Origin of the sequence: Burkholderia sp. HMSC10F09 (assembly GCF_001806955.1) — a bacterium.
In the GTDB taxonomy this organism is placed as follows: domain Bacteria; phylum Pseudomonadota; class Gammaproteobacteria; order Burkholderiales; family Burkholderiaceae; genus Burkholderia; species Burkholderia multivorans.
In genome coordinates, this window is the sequence record NZ_KV786686.1 from 1 (window position 1) to 15119 (window position 15119).

Below are 15119 nucleotides of genomic sequence, written 5' to 3' on the forward strand. Positions count from 1 at the left end.
CGGCGGCGCGCCGATGTGGCGTCGTGCGACGCCGCTCGCGCGTGCGCCGGGCCCCGGCGTCGGCGCGGGCGGTTCGCGTTGGGGCTTGCGTCCGACGCCGTCGTACGGCCATTACGCCGCGCAAAGCCCGTATCGGCCGATCAGCGCCGAGGTGCGCCAGATGACGCGTCCGTCGGGCGCCGGCAACATGCCGCTGCGCGCGGGCTCGATCCGCGCCGACGTCGCGCGCTACAACGAGGAGCGCGGCGGCCGCCCGATGCCGCCGCCGCGGTCGCAGGAAGAACCCGCACACTCGCCGTTTTTCTCGCCGTTCTACCGCAACTGAACGCGCCCGCGTTCGGCCCTCCGAAGCCGGCTGATGCGAATTCGCCACAGTCGCGCATACATTTCCGCTGATTTTCCCGTCGCATTGCGCTATCTTTCGCGCCCGGCACGCGCGCGAAGCGCCGCCGTCCCGTCGTGCGCGCGCCCCGCGCGGGGCCGCGCCGCGAGCGCCGGCCACGTATCGCCTTCGCGAAGTTAATCACGCCGCTATACCCGCAATAAGTGCGCGCAATTTTGACCGGACAAATGATCCGTAAAGATGGCTGCGCCCCACACGACGCAAGCATCGGCTCCGATAACAACGCTCGCGCCACTTATCGATACATCGACAAAACCTGGAGATCCCATGAAAGCATTCGCCCGCCGTGCGTCGCGCACGTCCGTCAAGCTGATTGCAGCGGCCGCCTGTGTGGCCGCTGCCGCGCCCGCCCATGCGCAATCGAGCGTGTCGCTCTACGGTCAGGTCGACGAATGGATCGGTGCGACGAAGTTCCCCGGCGGCGACCGCGCATGGAACGTGAGCGGCGGCGGGATGTCGACGTCGTACTGGGGGATGCACGGCGCCGAGGATCTCGGCGGCGGCTACAAGGCGATCTTCACGCTCGAAAGCTTCTTCCGCGCGCAGAACGGCCAGTACGGCCGCTTCACCGGCGACACGTTCTTCGCGCGCAACGCGTACGTCGGCATCAGCTCGCCGTACGGCACGGTGACGGCCGGTCGCCTGACCACGCACCTGTTCCTCTCGACGATCCTGTTCAACCCGTTCTACGACTCGTACACGTTCTCGCCGATGGTGTACCACGTGTTCCTCGGCCTCGGCACGTTCCCGACCTATCCGAGCGATCAGGGCGCGGTCGGCGATTCGGGCTGGAACAACGCGGTGTCGTACACGTCGCCGTCGTTCGGTGGACTGAATTTCGGCGCGATGTACGCGCTCGGCAATCAGGCCGGCGACAACGGCTCGAAGAAGTGGAGCGCGCAGTTCAACTATGCGAACGGCCCGTTCGCGGCGACGGCCGTCTATCAGTACGTGAACTTCAACAACGGCCCGCGCGACCTGAGCGCGCTCGTCGCCGGCATGAAGAGCCAGGGCATCGCGCTCGTCGGCGCGACCTACGATCTGAAGTACGTCAAGCTGTTCGGCCAGTACATGTATACGAAGAATGACCAGGTCGCGGGCAGCTGGCACGTGAACACCGCGCAAGGCGGCGTGTCGGTGCCGATCGGCGTCGGCAACGCGATGGCGTCCTACGCTTATTCGCGCGACGGCGGCGGGCTCGACCAGACGCGTCAGACCTGGGCGGTCGGCTACGACTATCCGCTGTCGAAGCGCACGGACATTTACGCGGCCTACATGAACGATCACATCAGCGGACTGTCGACGGGCAACACGTTCGGCGCCGGCATCCGCGCGAAGTTCTGACCCTCTGTCGCGCGCGGCGCTCGTGCCGCGCACGCTTTGCGCCCGACACGAAACGGCGCCGCGATATCGCGGCGCCGTTTTGCCATTCTTGACCTTTCGCTTCGCGTGCCTTTGTTACCCTATCTCGCAATAGCATCATCACCTGGAATTGCGAGCTAGTTAGATGGATACCCTCGTCAGCATGAATGTGTTTCGCTACGTCGTCGAAGTGGGCAGCTTCGTCGGCGCGGCGGAGCGCATGCAAATGTCGGCGGCGATGGCGAGCAAGCACGTGATGCACCTGGAGCAGCAGCTCGGCGCACGGCTGCTGCATCGTACGACGCGACGCGTCGCGCCCACCGAGGCGGGACGCGAATATTACGAGCGCCTCGTGCAGGCGCTGTCCGAACTCGACGAAGCGGGACAGGCCGTCGGCGCCGCGAGCGTGGTGCCGCAAGGGCGGCTGCGCGTGACGTCGCTGTCCGCATTCGGCCTGCGTCACGTGATGCAGGCCGTCACCGATTATGCGGAGCGCTTTCCGGACGTGACGGTCGAGATTACGTTGTCCGATCGAGTCGTCGAACTGATCGACGAGGGCTACGACGTCGCCGTGCGCGCGGCGCCGAGCGGACTGAAGTCGTCGTCGCTCGTGGCGCGCCAGATCGCGACCGCGCACATTCTGCTCGTCGCGTCGCCCGAGTATCTGAAAAAGCACGGGACGCCCGAGACGCTCGCGGATCTCGCGCAGCACAACTACCTGCGGCGCGACTCGAACGCGTCGACGCTCGACGCGATGCTGAACGACGCGGCCGCCGCGTCGCGCGTGGCGCTGAACGGCAATCTGATCGTCAACCATCTCGAAGGCCTGCGCGCGGCCGTGCTGGCCGGCGCCGGCATTGCGCTGCTCGGCACCGAAGTGGTCGGCGACGACATCGAGGCGGGGCGGCTCATGCCCGTGCTTGTCGATGCGGTACCGCCGCGCGAGCTGCCGATCTATGCGGTGTATGCGAGCCGTCGCCACGTATCGGCGAAGGTGCGCTCGTTCGTCGATTTTCTTGCTGCGCGCTTCGAAGGGCAGTCGCTGTGTCCGTCGATCGAATCGCGCTCGCACGTGCTGCCGATGTCGCGGATGAAGCGCACGGGCTGAACGCGCCGCTGCGCATCGACATAAAAAAATCGCGGACCGTGCAGCAGACGGTCCGCGATTTTTTTTGTCCGACCGATTCGCGGATCGGCAACGTCACATGCCGCTTCAGCAGCGATAGCGACGTCAGCGCGTCACGCCGAGCCGCGCCTTCGCGGCGTCGTATTCGGTCTTGAGCCGCTCGACGAGCGCGCCGACGCTCGGCAGGTCGTCCATCAGCCCGACGCCCTGACCGGCGCCCCAGATGTCCTTCCACGCCTTCGCCTTGTCGCCGCCGAAATTCATCTTCGATTTGTCGGATTCGGGCAGCGCCTCCGGATCGAGTCCGGCCTTCTCGATGCTTTCGCGAATGTAGTTGCCGTGCACGCCGGTAAACAGGTTCGTGTAGATGATGTCCGACGATTTCGCGTTCAGGATCGCGCGCTTGTAGTCTTCGACCGCATGCGCTTCCTGCGTCGCGATGAAGCGCGTGCCCATGTAGGCGAGATCGGCGCCCATCGCCTGCGCGGCGAGAATCGAGCCGCCGTTCGCGATCGCGCCCGACAGCACGATCGGGCCGTCGAAGATCCTGCGCACTTCGCCGACCAGCGCGAACGGCGAGGTCGTGCCCGCATGGCCGCCCGCACCGGCCGCGACGAGGATCAGCCCGTCGACGCCCGCTTCCAGCGCCTTTTGCGCATGGCGGAGATTGATCACGTCGTGCAGCACGATACCGCCGTAGCTGTGCACCGCGTCGACGATCTCGCGCGCCGGCGCGCGCAGGCTCGTGATGAAGATCGGCACCTTGTGGTCGACGCACACGCGCACGTCGTGCTCGAGCCGCACGTTCGACTGATGCACGATCTGGTTGACCGCGATCGGCCCGATGACGGCGTCGGGATGGCTCGACTTGTACGCGGCGAGCTCCGACTGGATCTGCGTGAGCCACTCGTCGAGCAGTTCGGCGGGGCGCGCGTTCAGTGCGGGAAACGAACCGACGATGCCCGCCTTGCATTGCGCGAGCACGAGTTCGGGATAGCTGACGATGAACATCGGCGACGCGATGACGGGCAGCGTCAGGTTCTGCAGGACGGCAGGCAATGCCATAGGAAGTCTCCAATATCGACCCGGCGGCGCGTCGGCGTGCGCGTGAGGCATGGTGGCCGGCGCTCCGAGTGTAATCGCGAACGGCACCGTACGCAGCGAGTAATACGAACGGTCGTGCGATTTTACGCCAGCTTGGCGAAACGTGCGACGCGCCTGCGCTCGAACGAGTGCTCTGTCTCTATGTGTTTTGGCTGCTGCGCCGCGCTTCGCGGTGGCCGGCGCTCCTACAATAGCCGCCATAACGAACCTACGAGAAACAGACCATGTCGTTCGACGCGTTCGCACCGTTTCGCGTGACGGTGCAGGACACCGAGATCTTCGGTGTCAAAGGAGGCGCGGGGCCGCCGCTTCTGCTGCTGCACGGTCACCCGCAGACTCACGTGATCTGGCATCGCGTCGCCGCGACGCTCGCGAATCACTTTACGGTGATCGCCACCGATCTGCGCGGTTACGGCGCGTCCGGCAAGCCGCCGAGCGACGCCCGGCATGCGCCGTATTCGAAACGCGCGATGGCCGCCGATCAGGTCGCCGTGATGCGCCATTTCGGCTTCACGCAATTTCATGTCTGCGCGCACGACCGCGGCGCGCGTGTCGCGCATCGGCTCGCGCTCGATCATCCGTCCGCCGTCGAGCGGATGATGCTGCTCGACATCGCGCCGACGCTCGCGATGTACGAGCAGACCGACCGCGCGTTCGCGACCGCGTATTTCCACTGGTTTTTCCTGATCCAGCCCGAGCCGCTGCCCGAAACGCTGATCGAAGGCCATACCGACGCCTACATCGAGCGTGTGATGGGCAACCGGTCGGCCGGGCTCGCGCCGTTCGCGCCGCATGCGCTCGACGCGTACCGCACGGCGCTCGCGCAGCCGGGCGCCGTGCACGCGATGTGCGAGGACTATCGCGCCTCGGCGACGATCGATCTCGAGCACGACCGTGCCGATCTCGAACGCGGCAACAAGATCGCGTGCCCGCTGCGTGTGCTGTGGGGCGCGAATGGTGTCGTCGCGCGCTGCTTCGAGCCGCTCGACGAATGGCGGCGCGTCGCGCGCGACGTCAGCGGCCGCGCGCTCGACTGCGGGCACTACATCCCGGAAGAAGCGCCCGTCGCGCTGATCGACGAGATGCTCGCGTTCTTCGAGGCGCGCGAACCGGCCGTCTAAGGCGCCGGTTCGGCTCGCTTCCGCGCGGCGCGCGCCGCACGTCAGCGGTGCGACTCCTCTTCTTCGACGAGCGGCGGCAGACGGCGCGGCACGGGCGTCGACTTCACGATCGCCGTGCTCGTCTCCGCACGCTCGGTGACCTTCGACAGAATGCCGTCGAGGTGCTCGATCGTGCGCAGATAGAGGCGGCAGATGAAGCAGTCGTCGCCGGTCACCTTGTCGCATTCGACGAATTCGGGAATGCGCCGCAGCAGTTCCTCGACGAGATGCAGCTGGCCCGGCAGCGGCTTCACGCGGACGATCGCCTGCAGCGTGTAGCCGAGCGCGCGCGGATCGAGCTCGACGGTGAAGCCGGCGATCACGCCCTGTGCCTCGAGGCGCCGCACGCGATCGGCCGTGGCCGGGGCCGATAGCCCGATCTGCCGCGCGAGCTCGCTCGTCGCGATGCGCGCGTCGTCGGCGAGCGCCGCAACGATCGCGCGGTCGATCGCGTCGAGCGACGCGACGGCCGGAGGGGAAAGGCGTTTCGGCATGATCGCTTTGCTTTCTAAGGTGAATCGTTGGATTCGCTTCAGTTTAGTCGTGGCCGGCGCGATTGCAAGTTTCTAGAATCGAAGTCATCCGATTCCGCTTAACGGAGTATCACGATGGTCTCGAATGAAATCCGCCGCGGCGCCGCCGAGATGGTCGTCGCGATGGTGATGTCCGGCTCGATCGGCTGGCTCGTGATGTCGTCGCAGCAGCCGCTCGCCAACGTCGTGTTCTTTCGCTGCGTGTTCGGCGCCGCGACGCTCGCGATCGTGTGCGCGGCGCTCGGCCTGTTGCGCCGCGCGCTGTTTTCGCCGCGCATGCTCATCCTCACGGCGCTCGGCAGCATCGCGATCGTCGCCAACTGGCTGCTGCTGTTCGCCGCGTACTCGCGTGCGTCGATCTCGATGGCGACGGCCGTCTACAACACGCAGCCGTTCATGCTGGTCGCGCTCGGCGCGATCGTGTTCCGCGAGCGGATCACGGCGTCGACGCTCGTCTGGCTCGCGCTCGCCTTCGTCGGGCTCGTGTGCGTCGTGCGTGTCGAGCCGGCCGTGCTCGCGGTGCCGGGCGAATATCTCGAAGGCGTCGCGCTCGCGCTCGGCGCGGCGTTTCTGTACGCGGTGTCGTCGATCATCACGAAGCATCTGAAGGGCACGCCGCCGCATCTGCTCGCGCTATTGCAGGTCGCGCTCGGGATCGTGCTGCTCGCGCCGTTCGCGCACTTCGACACGCCGCCCGCGACGCCCGCGCAGTGGGCCGATCTCGTCGTGCTCGGGATCGTGAACACCGGCGTGATGTACGTGCTGCTGTACGGCGCGATCCAGAAGCTGCCGACCGCGATGACGGGCGCGCTGTCGTTCGTCTATCCGATCGTCGCGATCGTCGTCGATCGAATCGCGTTCGGCCAGACGCTCGCATGGGCGCAAGTGTTCGGCGCGCTGCTGATCCTGCTCGCGGCGGCCGGCGTCAATCTCGGCTGGCGCATCGTGCCGACGCGCCGTCGCGCGCACGCCGGCAACTGAAACGGTCGTACGCTTTTCGTGCGCCGCGAGCGTGCGCGAACGGCCGTTCGCGGTGCCCGCACGCGTGCGCGGCAGCGCTGTAAGAAGTTGTAGGGAAACACCCGATGCGATGCCGGCGCGTCGCTCGTATCATCGCGGCTGTGACGTTGATCACGTTCACAGGATTCCGATCTCGACGCCGTTCGCCCGCAGGCTGAACGGCTTTTTTTTATTCGCCGCTTCGCGCAAGCATGCGCCGCCGCGCATCGAGCCGCGCGAGCACCACGCGTCGCGCGTCGTCGTCGGCGCTGCGCCATGCGCGGATCTCGTCGCGCGTGCGCAGGCAGCCCGCGCACCACTCGGTGCGCGGATCGATGCGGCATACGTCCGTGCAGGGCGAACCCACGACACCGACCGGCACCGGCACGTCGCTCATGCCGGGTCCCGCAGCGCGACGTCCGCGACCGGCGCGCCCGTCAGTGCGAGGAGCTCCTGCGGCGACAGGTTGAACACCGCATGCGGATGGCCGGCAGCTGCCCACAGGCTGTCGAGCGCGAGCAGATCGGCATCGATCAGCGTGACCGGTTCGACCAGATGACCGATCGGGCAAACGCCGCCGATCGCATAGCCGGTGTTGTCGCGCACGAACTTCGCATCCGCGCGGCCGACCGGGCCGACTTGCGCGGCGACCTTTCGTTCGTCGACGCGGTTCGCACCGCTCGCGACGACGAGCACCGGCGCGCCGTCCGCCTGCCGGCGAAACAGAATCGATTTCGCGATCTGCGCGACCGAGCAGCCGAGGCCGGCCGCGGCCTCCGCGGAGGTTTTGCCGGTTTCGGCGAGCATCACGATGTCCTTCGTGTGGCCGCGCTCGCGCAGCAGCAGCGCGACGCGGCGCGCGGAATCGGGGAGCGTGTCGAGTGAAGCGGGTGTCGTCATGTTCAGGAATCCATCCAGTCGTCGAATGTCGGGTCAGGTGCAGCTCGGCGCATCGGCCGCGCTCTGCGCTTTCGCGAGCAGCGCGCGCCCGGCGCGCGACACGTTCGCGCGGCCGATCGCGTTCGAGATGAAGTCGCCGGCGGCGACCACCTGCGCGAGATCGATGCCGGTGTCGATGCCGAGGCCCTGCATCAGGTACAGCACGTCCTCGGTCGCGACGTTGCCGGTCGCGCCCTTCGCGTACGGGCAGCCGCCGAGCCCCGCGACCGACGCGTGAAAGATCTCGATGCCTTCGAACAGCGCCGCATAGATGTTTGCGAGCGCCTGGCCGTACGTATCGTGGAAGTGGCCCGACAGCCGCTCGCGCGGGAACACGCGGGCGACCGCGTCGAGCACTTCGCGCGTGCGCTTCGGCGTGCCGACGCCGATCGTGTCGGCGATGTCGATCTCGTCGCAGCCGAGCGCCGCGAAGCGCTCGACGACGTCGACGACCGACGCGACCGGCACCTCGCCCTGGTACGGGCAGCCGAGCGCGCACGACACGCTGCCGCGCAGCCGCAGGCCCGCCTCCTTCGCGGCCTTCGCGACGGGCTCGAAGCGCGCGATGCTCTCGGCGATGCTGCAGTTGATGTTCCGCTGCGAGAACGCCTCGCTCGCCGCACCGAAGATCACGACTTCGTCGGCACGCGCGGCGAGCGCGTTCTCGAAGCCTTTCAGGTTCGGCGTGAGCACCGAGTAGACGGTGCCCGCGCGGCGCTCGATGCCGGCCATCACGTCGGCGCCGTCGGCCATCTGCGGCACCCATTTCGGCGACACGAACGATGCGGCTTCGATGTTGCGAAAGCCCGCGCGCGACAGCTTGTCGACGAGCGCGATCTTCACGTCGGTCGGCACGAAGGTCTTTTCGTTCTGCAGCCCGTCGCGCGGGCCGACTTCGACGATCTTGACGGCGGTGGGGAACGTCATGGTTGTCTCCTGGTTGCTTGGTATGGCGGGCGTCAGTAGCCGCGCGCGTAGTCGACGATGCCGCCGACCGGCTCGCCGCGCTCGAAGGCGCGGATCTTCGCGGCGATCTGCTCGACGGCTTCGTCGCGCAGCGTCTCGGCCGAGCTGTGCGGCGTGATCGTGATGCGCGGCGTGTGCCAGAACGGATGATCGGCGGGCAGCGGCTCGTGCTGGAACACGTCGAGCGTCGCCGCGGCGATCCGGCCGCTCGCGAGCGCGTCGAGCAGATCGGCTTCGACGAGATGCGCGCCGCGCGCGACGTTGATCAGATAGGCACCCGGCGCGAGCCGCGCGAACGTGCGCGCGCACAGCAGGCCGTCGGTGGCCGGCGTGCTCGGCAGCAGGTTCACGAGCACCTTCGCGCCGTCGAGGCAGGCGTCGAGCGCGTCGTCGCCGGCGAATGTCTCGATGCCGTCGATGCGTTTCAGGCTGCGGCTGTAGCCGCGCACCGGCAGGCCGAGCGCCGCGAGCGCACGTGCGACCTGCGTGCCGAGCACGCCGAGGCCGAGCACCGCGACGACGAAGCTCGCGCGCGGATGCGCGTCGAGCACCTGCCAGCGACGCTCGCGCTGCAAGGCGTCGTATTCGTCGAAACGGCGCAGGTAGCGCAGCACCGCGTGCGTCACGTATTCGATCATCTGCTGCGCCATGCCGGAATCTTCGAGCCGCACGAGCGGCACGTGCCGCGGCAGCGTGCCGGGATGGGCGCGTTCGAACGCGAGCAGCGCGTCGACGCCCGCGCCGAGATTGAAGATCGCGCGCAGTCCGTCGCGCGGCGCGAAGAACGCGGGCGGTGCGCGCCACACGAGCGCATAGTCGGCCGCGGCCGTATCGCCGGGCTGCCACGCGCGCAGTTCGGCCTCGGGCAGCACGCGCGCGAACGCGTCGTGCCATGCGGCGGCGTCCTGGTGCGGCGAATGGAACAGGATCTTCATGCGCTCACTTCGCGAACAGCTGGCCGATGTCGGCGAATGCCTTGAATTCGAGCGCATTGCCGCACGGATCGAGGAAGAACATCGTCGCCTGCTCGCCGACTTCGCCCTTGAAGCGCACGTGCGGCTCGATCACGAAGCGGATCTGCGCGGCGCGCAGCCGGTCGGCGAGCGCGTGCCATTCGTCCATCGACAGCACGACGCCGAAGTGGCGCACCGGCACGTCGTCGCCGTCGACCGCGTTCACCGCGCTCGCGCCGGTTTCGTCGGGCGCGAGGTGCGCGACGAGCTGATGGCCGAAGAAGTCGAAATCGACCCAGTGGTCGGCGCTGCGGCCTTCCGGGCAGCCGAGCAGGCCGCCGTAGAACGCGCGCGCGTCGGCGAGGCTCGATACGGGAAAGGCGAGATGGAAGGGGCGCAGCGCGCGGGAAGGCGTAGCGGACATCGGGCGTCTCCTGACGATCGGACGCGCGCGCGGCGGCGCGCGGTCCGGCTCCATGCATAGCTGACGGGAAGCCCACATTCTACGGTGTCGGCGCCTATCGCGCGCCGTCGCGCGGCGGCGTGCGCAAAAGCAAAGCACAAAATATTGGTTCGGCTGCCGCGCGCCGCACGCGACAATCGGCCTACCTGTACAAGCAAGCGAGGGCAATCATGCGCGGATGCAGCAGATCGGCGTGGCCGCCGCGGCTCGTGACGGTTCCGGGCCTGCACGGCAGCGAAGGCGCTCATTGGCAGACCTGGCTCGAACGGCAGTTTCCGCGCGCGCTGCGCGTCGAGCAGGACGACTGGGATGCACCCGATCTCGCGCGCTGGGCGCAGGCCGTGCGCGCCTTGCTCGAACGCGAGCGCGGGCCGTTCGTGCTCGCCGCGCATAGCTTCGGCTGCCTCGCGGCCGCGCATGCGCTCGGGCAGTGGCCGCTCGCGGCCGACGTCGCGGGCGTGCTGCTCGTCGCGCCCGCGAGCCCGCGCAAATTCACGTTCGCCGGGCCGTTCGACGCACGCCGCCTGCCGGTGCCGTCGATCGTGATCGGCAGCGAAACCGATCCGTGGATGCCGCTCGCCGATGCGCGCACGCTCGCGCAACAGCTCGGCAGCGCGTTCGTCAATCTCGGCGATGCCGGTCACATCAACACGGCGGCCGGCTTCGGGCCGTGGCCGCGCGCGAAATACTTCGTCGATACGCTCGTGCACTGCGCGGCGCCGCTGCGGTTTCGCGACGCGGCGGACGACGCCGACGACGTGTCGGCCGTACTTTCCACGACGGAAATCAGTCTGGAGAGATCGCTGGTCCGGCTGGAGCAATCGTTGAGTGCCTGAACCATCCTGAAGCCGGTCATTCACCCGCATGCGGTTACGCCGCGTCCGGTCGCCGTTGTGGCGATCGGACGCGCCGGACCGTGCACTGCCGACGGCGGCTGACCCGGCACGATCCACGCGCATTGCGTCGTCAGTTCGCGCTCGGCGCGAGGTCTCGTATCGGCGTACTGTCGAGCACGGTACGTGTTTGCTCGACGATGCAGATCCGCCGTTCGTCCAAATCGCCGATCGACTGACGGATGGCCGCCCTTATCCGGCCGCCTGCCGTCGCTTCGCGCTCGACGCTTACTTCCCCGTCCTGTTCAGACATCGCCTTCCGAGGCCATTGCACCCTTGCCTACGCATTGCCCGTCGCATAATGCGTATCGATTTGGACGAATTGCGATGGATCGCGAAGCGTCTATTCAGGATCATTCGTTTCAGTGATCGACGGGAAATCGAACAAGCCAGCGATTTCAGAGGCATCGAGGTATGCCGAATGAAATCCGTCGGGATTGTTTTTGCACACGGGCGGAGCATGAGCATGAAGCGAGAAGGCTGGATCGTTCTGTTGAGACTACTTCTGACCTTTTTGTTGTTCCTCGGTGTTCATCGATTGTCGGAGCGCTTTGCCGTGGGCGCCTCGTCGCACTTCGCCGATGCAATTGCCGCCGTGAGTGCGGCGTTGCTCGGCGAGTTCTTTTATCGAAGCTTTTCGAATAGACGGAGAACGCACGATGGCGCATGAGATCCATTTCAGAAAGCCGATGTATTGGTCACGGCACCGGCGATGTTCGGGCATTGGGCGGCGAGAGAGCTGACCCATGACGAACTGTCGAAGGTGAGCGGCGCAGGCAATATTCCGGGGGCGATATTGGGTGGATTGCAGGGGGCCGTAATCGGCGGGCTGGCGAATGCTGGCGGCGCAATGGCAATCGGCGCTCATTGGCCGTCCGTCGGTATTGCGGGCATGGTCAGCGGCGGCCTCGCCGGCGCATTCGCCGGATTCACCGGCGGTCCTCGCTGATCGGACTGCCGGCGCGCGGGCGCCGCGCCTGCTCGAAGACGCCCCGGCCGCATCGTTGGCCGGGGCGTCGTCTTTTTTCACACGCGGCCCGTTTGTCGCGGCGCGACGCGAATCGCCGCCTTGCGCTACGCGCTATGCCGCCACCGGCCGCACGGCCGCCGGATCCGAATAGCTCGGCCGGCCGTTCTCGACGTGTCCCGCGAAGCGGCGCGAGAACGTGCCGTTCGCGCCGTCGCTGACCGTTACGTCATACCACTGGTGGCTCGAGGCCAGCAGCCACTGCTCGACGCGCTCCTCGCCGCCGTGCAGCGTGACCTCGCGTGACGGTGCGCCGTACGCATTGTCGGTCAGCGTGAGCGTCACGCGCGTCGTGCCGTGGTTGTGCAGCTTCAGATACAGATTGCCGTTGGCGACGTCGTAGCCGGCCTTCACTTCCGGCTGCGCGTCGTTCCGCCGCCGCGCGGCCGCCGCCGATACGTCGCCCGCGAAGATCCGCACGAAGCCGTTCGGCCCGTACACCGAGAACGCATACGCGCCGTTCGTCACGGTCAGGTCGAATTCCGCATGCAGCACGCGGCGCGCGCCCACCGTATAGCGCCACGGGCCGTCGGTCCGGTTCGTCCCGTACACATAGAAGTGCGCGCCCTGATCGCCGCGGTTCGCGAACTCGATGCGCAGCGTGTGTGCGCCGCGCAGCGTCGCGTTCACGTGAAGCTCGTACGGCAGCGCGCGTGCGGGACGCACGCCGGGCTCCTGCGGATCGATCGGTGACGGCGTCGCGGGCACCGTCGGCGCCGGCTGCGACGTGCATTGCTGATCGGCGAGCGAGCGGTACTGGCTCGTGTCCGGCAACGGCGGGAACGTCGCGTCGGACGAGCGGAAGTCGAACGCCGACGTCAGATCGCCGCACACCGTGCGGCGCCACGGCGTGATGTTCGGCTCGTCGACGCCGAAGCGCGCGCCGATGAAGCGGATCACCGACGTGTGATCGAACACCTGCGAACAGACGAAGCCGCCCTTGGTCCATGGCGACACGATCGTCATCGGCACGCGCGGGCCGAGGCCGTACGGCAGGCCGTCGGCCGTGTAGCTGCCGCCGCGGCCCGGGTTCACGACCGTGTGCAGCTCGCCGTCGGTCGTCACCGTCGAGGCGCCCTGCGCGTCGGACGTCGGCGGTTGCGGCGGCACGATGTGGTCGAAGAAGCCGTCGTTCTCGTCGTACATGATGAACAGCACGGTCTTGCGCCAGACGTCCGGATTCGCCGTCAGCGCATCGAGGATCTGCGACGTGTAGTTCGCGCCGTACGCGGGCGTGTACTTCGGATGCTCGGAGAACGCGGCGGGCGGCAGCAGCCACGACACCTGCGGCAGCCGGCCCGCGAGCACGTCCGCCTTCAGGTCGTCGAGCGTGCGCACCGTCTGCGCGCGCTGGTACAGCGACGAGCCCGGCTGCGCGTTGATGAAGTTCGCGAAGTTCTGCAGGATGTTCGTCCCGTAGTTGCCGTTGTACGGATCGCTGCCGGTCGTTCCCTGCTGGTAGACCTGCCACGACACGCCGCGCGCCTCGAGCCGCTCGGGGAACGTCGTCCACGACAGCAGCTGATAGGTGGGCGGGCCGTCGCCGTCGACGTAGTCGTTGTTGTCGAGCAGCGGGCCGCCGAACTTGCCGGTCGGATCGACCGTACCCGTCATCAGATACGCGCGGTTCGGGTGCGTCGGCCCCGGCAGCGAGCAGAAGTAGTGATCGCAGACGGTGAACGCGTCGGCGAGCGCGTAGTGGAACGGAATGTCCTCGCGCACGTGATAGCCCATCGTCATGTCGGTCTTGTTGGCCGGCCACTGGTCGTAGCGGCCGCCGTCGATCGCCGCGTGCGTCTTGTACCACGAGTGATCGAGATCGCCGACGCACTGCGCGCTCGTCGTCAGCGTGTTCAGCCGAAACGGCAGCACCGCGCGCGACGGATCGGCCTTCGACGGCTGATACCAGACCGGCTTGCCGTTCGGCAGCGGGATCGGGAAGCGGTCGTTGTAGCCGCGCACGCCGCGCAGGTGTCCGAAATAATGATCGAACGAGCGGTTTTCCTGCATGAACACGACGATGTGCTCGACGTCGCGGATCGTGCCGGTTCCGCGCGCGGCCGGAATCGCGAGCGCGCGACGGATCGATTCGGGAAACGCGTTGAGCGCGACGGCGGCGCCCGCGGATTGCGCGACGGTATGCAGGAAACGGCGGCGGCTGGATGACGTCATGTTGTTCACCTCGGTTCTGCGATGCGGGGAAGGGGACGGCGAAATCAGTGCGAGGGCGCGGCGGCGGCGTCCGATGCGCGTACATCCGTCGCGGCTTGCGCATCGTCGTCGTCGGGCGGGTAGTGCACGACCGGCGGCGCGAGCGGCGCGGCCGCCGACGCGGCGACGTTCGAAGGCGCGCCGCCGTTGAACGCGTTCGCGCTGCCGGCGGACGCGCCGGCCTGTTGCGATGCGTCGGCGGCCTGCGTGTCGTGCGGCGCGTCGTCGCTGCAGGCGGCCAGCGCGGCGACACAAAGAACGACGACGAACGCGACGCGATGCATGAGGACTCTCCTGGCGGGTCGATCGGGAACGTTTTCGAGTATGCCGTCGCGATGCGACGTTTCGGTGAATCGTTTGCGACGGCCGCGTGATCGCAAAACGCTTTCGTGCGGCTGACCGAACGCTTTCGCCACGCCGGATTTCCAACGTGCGGTAAATCGCGCATGCATCGGCATCGACGTTCGGCGCAACGCACGCACGTGTCGCTGCCTGTTGCGCGATCGCGCGCCGCGCGCGGCAGTCGGTCGAGATGTCCGCAAACGGCGGCCGTACGTGCATTTTTTGCCGCATCGACCGTGCGGCGACCGTCGCGCGTCAGCGGCGCGTCATGTTCGCGTCAGGAACGGCGACGCGAGCCGCGCACGCATCGCCCAAGCGCTTGCGGTGCGCGAACCGCACGATGCGCGGCGCACGCGCGCCATGCGCGGCATCGCGATTGCTACGGCAGCCGATACGCGTGCTTCGTCCGCGTCGCCATTGCGCGCGCGGATGTCCACATCTGCGTCCCTCAATTCATGGAGCGAGCAGAAGTCATGTCCAGCGATCGACCTCTTTCCCCGTCATCCGCGCCGCGCGGCCCATGTTCGCCCGCGGCGCCTTGCCAGCACGGCGCGACGCCGCCCGTTCACGATACGCCGTCGAGCGCCGCGCGGCGCCGCTTCCTGCAATCGGCGGCGGCCGCCGCAACGGTCGGCGCG

The 15119-nt window shown here is 67.6% G+C and carries 17 protein-coding genes and 1 pseudogene; 9 read left to right on the top strand and 9 right to left on the bottom strand.

Features of this window, described 5'->3' with window-relative positions:
• From HMPREF3115_RS12655 to HMPREF3115_RS12665, 3 genes are all read left to right on the top strand, one after another.
• On the top strand, window positions 1–325 hold a 325-nt coding region (locus HMPREF3115_RS12655), incomplete at its 5' end, for a peptide-binding protein (protein ID WP_070554618.1).
• A gap of 345 nt (window positions 326–670) precedes the next feature.
• Window positions 671–1747, top strand: coding sequence for a porin (locus tag HMPREF3115_RS12660; protein ID WP_006407148.1), 1077 nt, complete (start codon window positions 671–673; stop codon window positions 1745–1747).
• A 163-nt stretch (window positions 1748–1910) separates the two neighbouring features.
• Window positions 1911–2873 (top strand): LysR family transcriptional regulator, encoded by a 963-nt coding sequence (locus HMPREF3115_RS12665; RefSeq protein ID WP_070554620.1) that lies wholly within the window; start codon window positions 1911–1913, stop codon window positions 2871–2873.
• A 123-nt stretch (window positions 2874–2996) separates the two neighbouring features.
• Here HMPREF3115_RS12665 and HMPREF3115_RS12670 read toward each other — a convergent pair whose 3' ends face one another.
• Window positions 2997–3956: an NAD(P)H-dependent flavin oxidoreductase gene (locus tag HMPREF3115_RS12670; RefSeq protein ID WP_006410436.1), complete on the bottom strand. Its 960-nt coding sequence runs from the start codon at window positions 3954–3956 to the stop codon at window positions 2997–2999.
• A gap of 263 nt (window positions 3957–4219) precedes the next feature.
• Between HMPREF3115_RS12670 and HMPREF3115_RS12675 the strand changes: the two genes are divergently transcribed.
• The gene (locus HMPREF3115_RS12675) at window positions 4220–5116 is read left to right on the top strand and encodes an alpha/beta fold hydrolase (RefSeq protein ID WP_006407145.1); all 897 of its coding nucleotides are present in this window, start codon (window positions 4220–4222) and stop codon (window positions 5114–5116) included.
• 41 nt (window positions 5117–5157) lie between these two features.
• Here HMPREF3115_RS12675 and HMPREF3115_RS12680 read toward each other — a convergent pair whose 3' ends face one another.
• On the bottom strand, window positions 5158–5649 hold the full coding sequence (locus HMPREF3115_RS12680) for an Lrp/AsnC family transcriptional regulator (protein ID WP_006407144.1): 492 nt from the start codon (window positions 5647–5649) through the stop codon (window positions 5158–5160).
• A gap of 114 nt (window positions 5650–5763) precedes the next feature.
• Between HMPREF3115_RS12680 and HMPREF3115_RS12685 the strand changes: the two genes are divergently transcribed.
• Window positions 5764–6669 (top strand): DMT family transporter, encoded by a 906-nt coding sequence (locus HMPREF3115_RS12685; RefSeq protein WP_006407143.1) that lies wholly within the window; start codon window positions 5764–5766, stop codon window positions 6667–6669.
• A gap of 208 nt (window positions 6670–6877) precedes the next feature.
• On the opposite strand, the gene HMPREF3115_RS12690 is transcribed toward HMPREF3115_RS12685, so the two are convergent.
• The 5 genes from HMPREF3115_RS12690 to HMPREF3115_RS12710 are packed head-to-tail and all read right to left on the bottom strand — an operon-like array spanning window position 6878 to window position 9969.
• Entirely contained in the window at window positions 6878–7084 is a 207-nt protein-coding gene (locus HMPREF3115_RS12690; RefSeq protein ID WP_006407142.1) for a DUF1289 domain-containing protein, read from the bottom strand.
• The gene (locus HMPREF3115_RS12695; protein WP_006398069.1) at window positions 7081–7587 is read right to left on the bottom strand and encodes a YbaK/EbsC family protein; all 507 of its coding nucleotides are present in this window, start codon (window positions 7585–7587) and stop codon (window positions 7081–7083) included. The genes HMPREF3115_RS12690 and HMPREF3115_RS12695 overlap by 4 nt, the downstream gene beginning before the upstream one ends.
• A 33-nt stretch (window positions 7588–7620) precedes the next feature.
• Window positions 7621–8553, bottom strand: a complete 933-nt coding sequence (locus tag HMPREF3115_RS12700) for a hydroxymethylglutaryl-CoA lyase (protein ID WP_006407141.1) — start codon at window positions 8551–8553, stop codon at window positions 7621–7623.
• Between the two features lie 32 nt (window positions 8554–8585).
• Window positions 8586–9527, bottom strand: coding sequence for a 2-hydroxyacid dehydrogenase (locus HMPREF3115_RS12705; RefSeq protein WP_070554622.1), 942 nt, complete (start codon window positions 9525–9527; stop codon window positions 8586–8588).
• A gap of 4 nt (window positions 9528–9531) precedes the next feature.
• Window positions 9532–9969: a VOC family protein gene (locus HMPREF3115_RS12710; protein ID WP_006407139.1), complete on the bottom strand. Its 438-nt coding sequence runs from the start codon at window positions 9967–9969 to the stop codon at window positions 9532–9534.
• 209 nt (window positions 9970–10178) lie between these two features.
• Here HMPREF3115_RS12710 and HMPREF3115_RS12715 point away from each other — a divergent pair, with 209 nt between their 5' ends.
• From HMPREF3115_RS12715 to HMPREF3115_RS12730, 3 genes are all read left to right on the top strand, one after another.
• On the top strand, window positions 10179–10844 hold the full coding sequence (locus HMPREF3115_RS12715; protein WP_083302204.1) for an RBBP9/YdeN family alpha/beta hydrolase: 666 nt from the start codon (window positions 10179–10181) through the stop codon (window positions 10842–10844).
• A gap of 187 nt (window positions 10845–11031) precedes the next feature.
• Window positions 11032–11571 carry a hypothetical protein gene (locus HMPREF3115_RS31600; protein WP_175835559.1) on the top strand — a complete coding sequence of 180 codons (540 nt, stop codon included), beginning with the start codon at window positions 11032–11034 and terminating at the stop codon, window positions 11569–11571.
• 42 nt (window positions 11572–11613) lie between these two features.
• On the top strand, window positions 11614–11850 hold the full coding sequence (locus HMPREF3115_RS12730) for an ABC transporter permease (RefSeq protein ID WP_006407135.1): 237 nt from the start codon (window positions 11614–11616) through the stop codon (window positions 11848–11850).
• A gap of 132 nt (window positions 11851–11982) precedes the next feature.
• On the opposite strand, the gene HMPREF3115_RS12735 is transcribed toward HMPREF3115_RS12730, so the two are convergent.
• A complete protein-coding gene (locus HMPREF3115_RS12735) occupies window positions 11983–14100 on the bottom strand; it encodes a phosphocholine-specific phospholipase C (protein WP_070554627.1) in 2118 nt (705 codons plus the stop codon).
• A 44-nt stretch (window positions 14101–14144) separates the two neighbouring features.
• On the bottom strand, window positions 14145–14423 hold the full coding sequence (locus HMPREF3115_RS12740) for a hypothetical protein (protein WP_065494465.1): 279 nt from the start codon (window positions 14421–14423) through the stop codon (window positions 14145–14147).
• Window positions 14424–14954: 531 nt separating this feature from the next.
• Between HMPREF3115_RS12740 and HMPREF3115_RS32395 the strand changes: the two are divergent.
• Window positions 14955–15119: pseudogene (locus tag HMPREF3115_RS32395) on the top strand ((2Fe-2S)-binding protein); the annotation flags it as partial.

Excerpts from the sequence above, each read along its gene's own strand:
- HMPREF3115_RS12690 (WP_006407142.1), bottom strand. The coding sequence starts at position 7,084 with ATGAGCGACGTGCCGGTGCCGGTCGGTGTCGTGGGTTCGCCCTGCACG.
- HMPREF3115_RS12685 (WP_006407143.1), top strand. The coding sequence starts at position 5,764 with ATGGTCTCGAATGAAATCCGCCGCGGCGCCGCCGAGATGGTCGTCGCG.
- HMPREF3115_RS12670 (WP_006410436.1), bottom strand. The coding sequence starts at position 3,956 with ATGGCATTGCCTGCCGTCCTGCAGAACCTGACGCTGCCCGTCATCGCG.
- HMPREF3115_RS12695 (WP_006398069.1), bottom strand. The coding sequence starts at position 7,587 with ATGACGACACCCGCTTCACTCGACACGCTCCCCGATTCCGCGCGCCGC.
- HMPREF3115_RS12715 (WP_083302204.1), top strand. The coding sequence starts at position 10,179 with ATGCGCGGATGCAGCAGATCGGCGTGGCCGCCGCGGCTCGTGACGGTT.
- HMPREF3115_RS12710 (WP_006407139.1), bottom strand. The coding sequence starts at position 9,969 with ATGTCCGCTACGCCTTCCCGCGCGCTGCGCCCCTTCCATCTCGCCTTT.
- HMPREF3115_RS12665 (WP_070554620.1), top strand. The coding sequence starts at position 1,911 with ATGGATACCCTCGTCAGCATGAATGTGTTTCGCTACGTCGTCGAAGTG.
- HMPREF3115_RS12740 (WP_065494465.1), bottom strand. The coding sequence starts at position 14,423 with ATGCATCGCGTCGCGTTCGTCGTCGTTCTTTGTGTCGCCGCGCTGGCC.
- HMPREF3115_RS12730 (WP_006407135.1), top strand. The coding sequence starts at position 11,614 with ATGTTCGGGCATTGGGCGGCGAGAGAGCTGACCCATGACGAACTGTCG.
- HMPREF3115_RS12675 (WP_006407145.1), top strand. The coding sequence starts at position 4,220 with ATGTCGTTCGACGCGTTCGCACCGTTTCGCGTGACGGTGCAGGACACC.
- HMPREF3115_RS12700 (WP_006407141.1), bottom strand. The coding sequence starts at position 8,553 with ATGACGTTCCCCACCGCCGTCAAGATCGTCGAAGTCGGCCCGCGCGAC.
- HMPREF3115_RS12680 (WP_006407144.1), bottom strand. The coding sequence starts at position 5,649 with ATGCCGAAACGCCTTTCCCCTCCGGCCGTCGCGTCGCTCGACGCGATC.
- HMPREF3115_RS12660 (WP_006407148.1), top strand. The coding sequence starts at position 671 with ATGAAAGCATTCGCCCGCCGTGCGTCGCGCACGTCCGTCAAGCTGATT.
- HMPREF3115_RS12705 (WP_070554622.1), bottom strand. The coding sequence starts at position 9,527 with ATGAAGATCCTGTTCCATTCGCCGCACCAGGACGCCGCCGCATGGCAC.
- HMPREF3115_RS12735 (WP_070554627.1), bottom strand. The coding sequence starts at position 14,100 with ATGACGTCATCCAGCCGCCGCCGTTTCCTGCATACCGTCGCGCAATCC.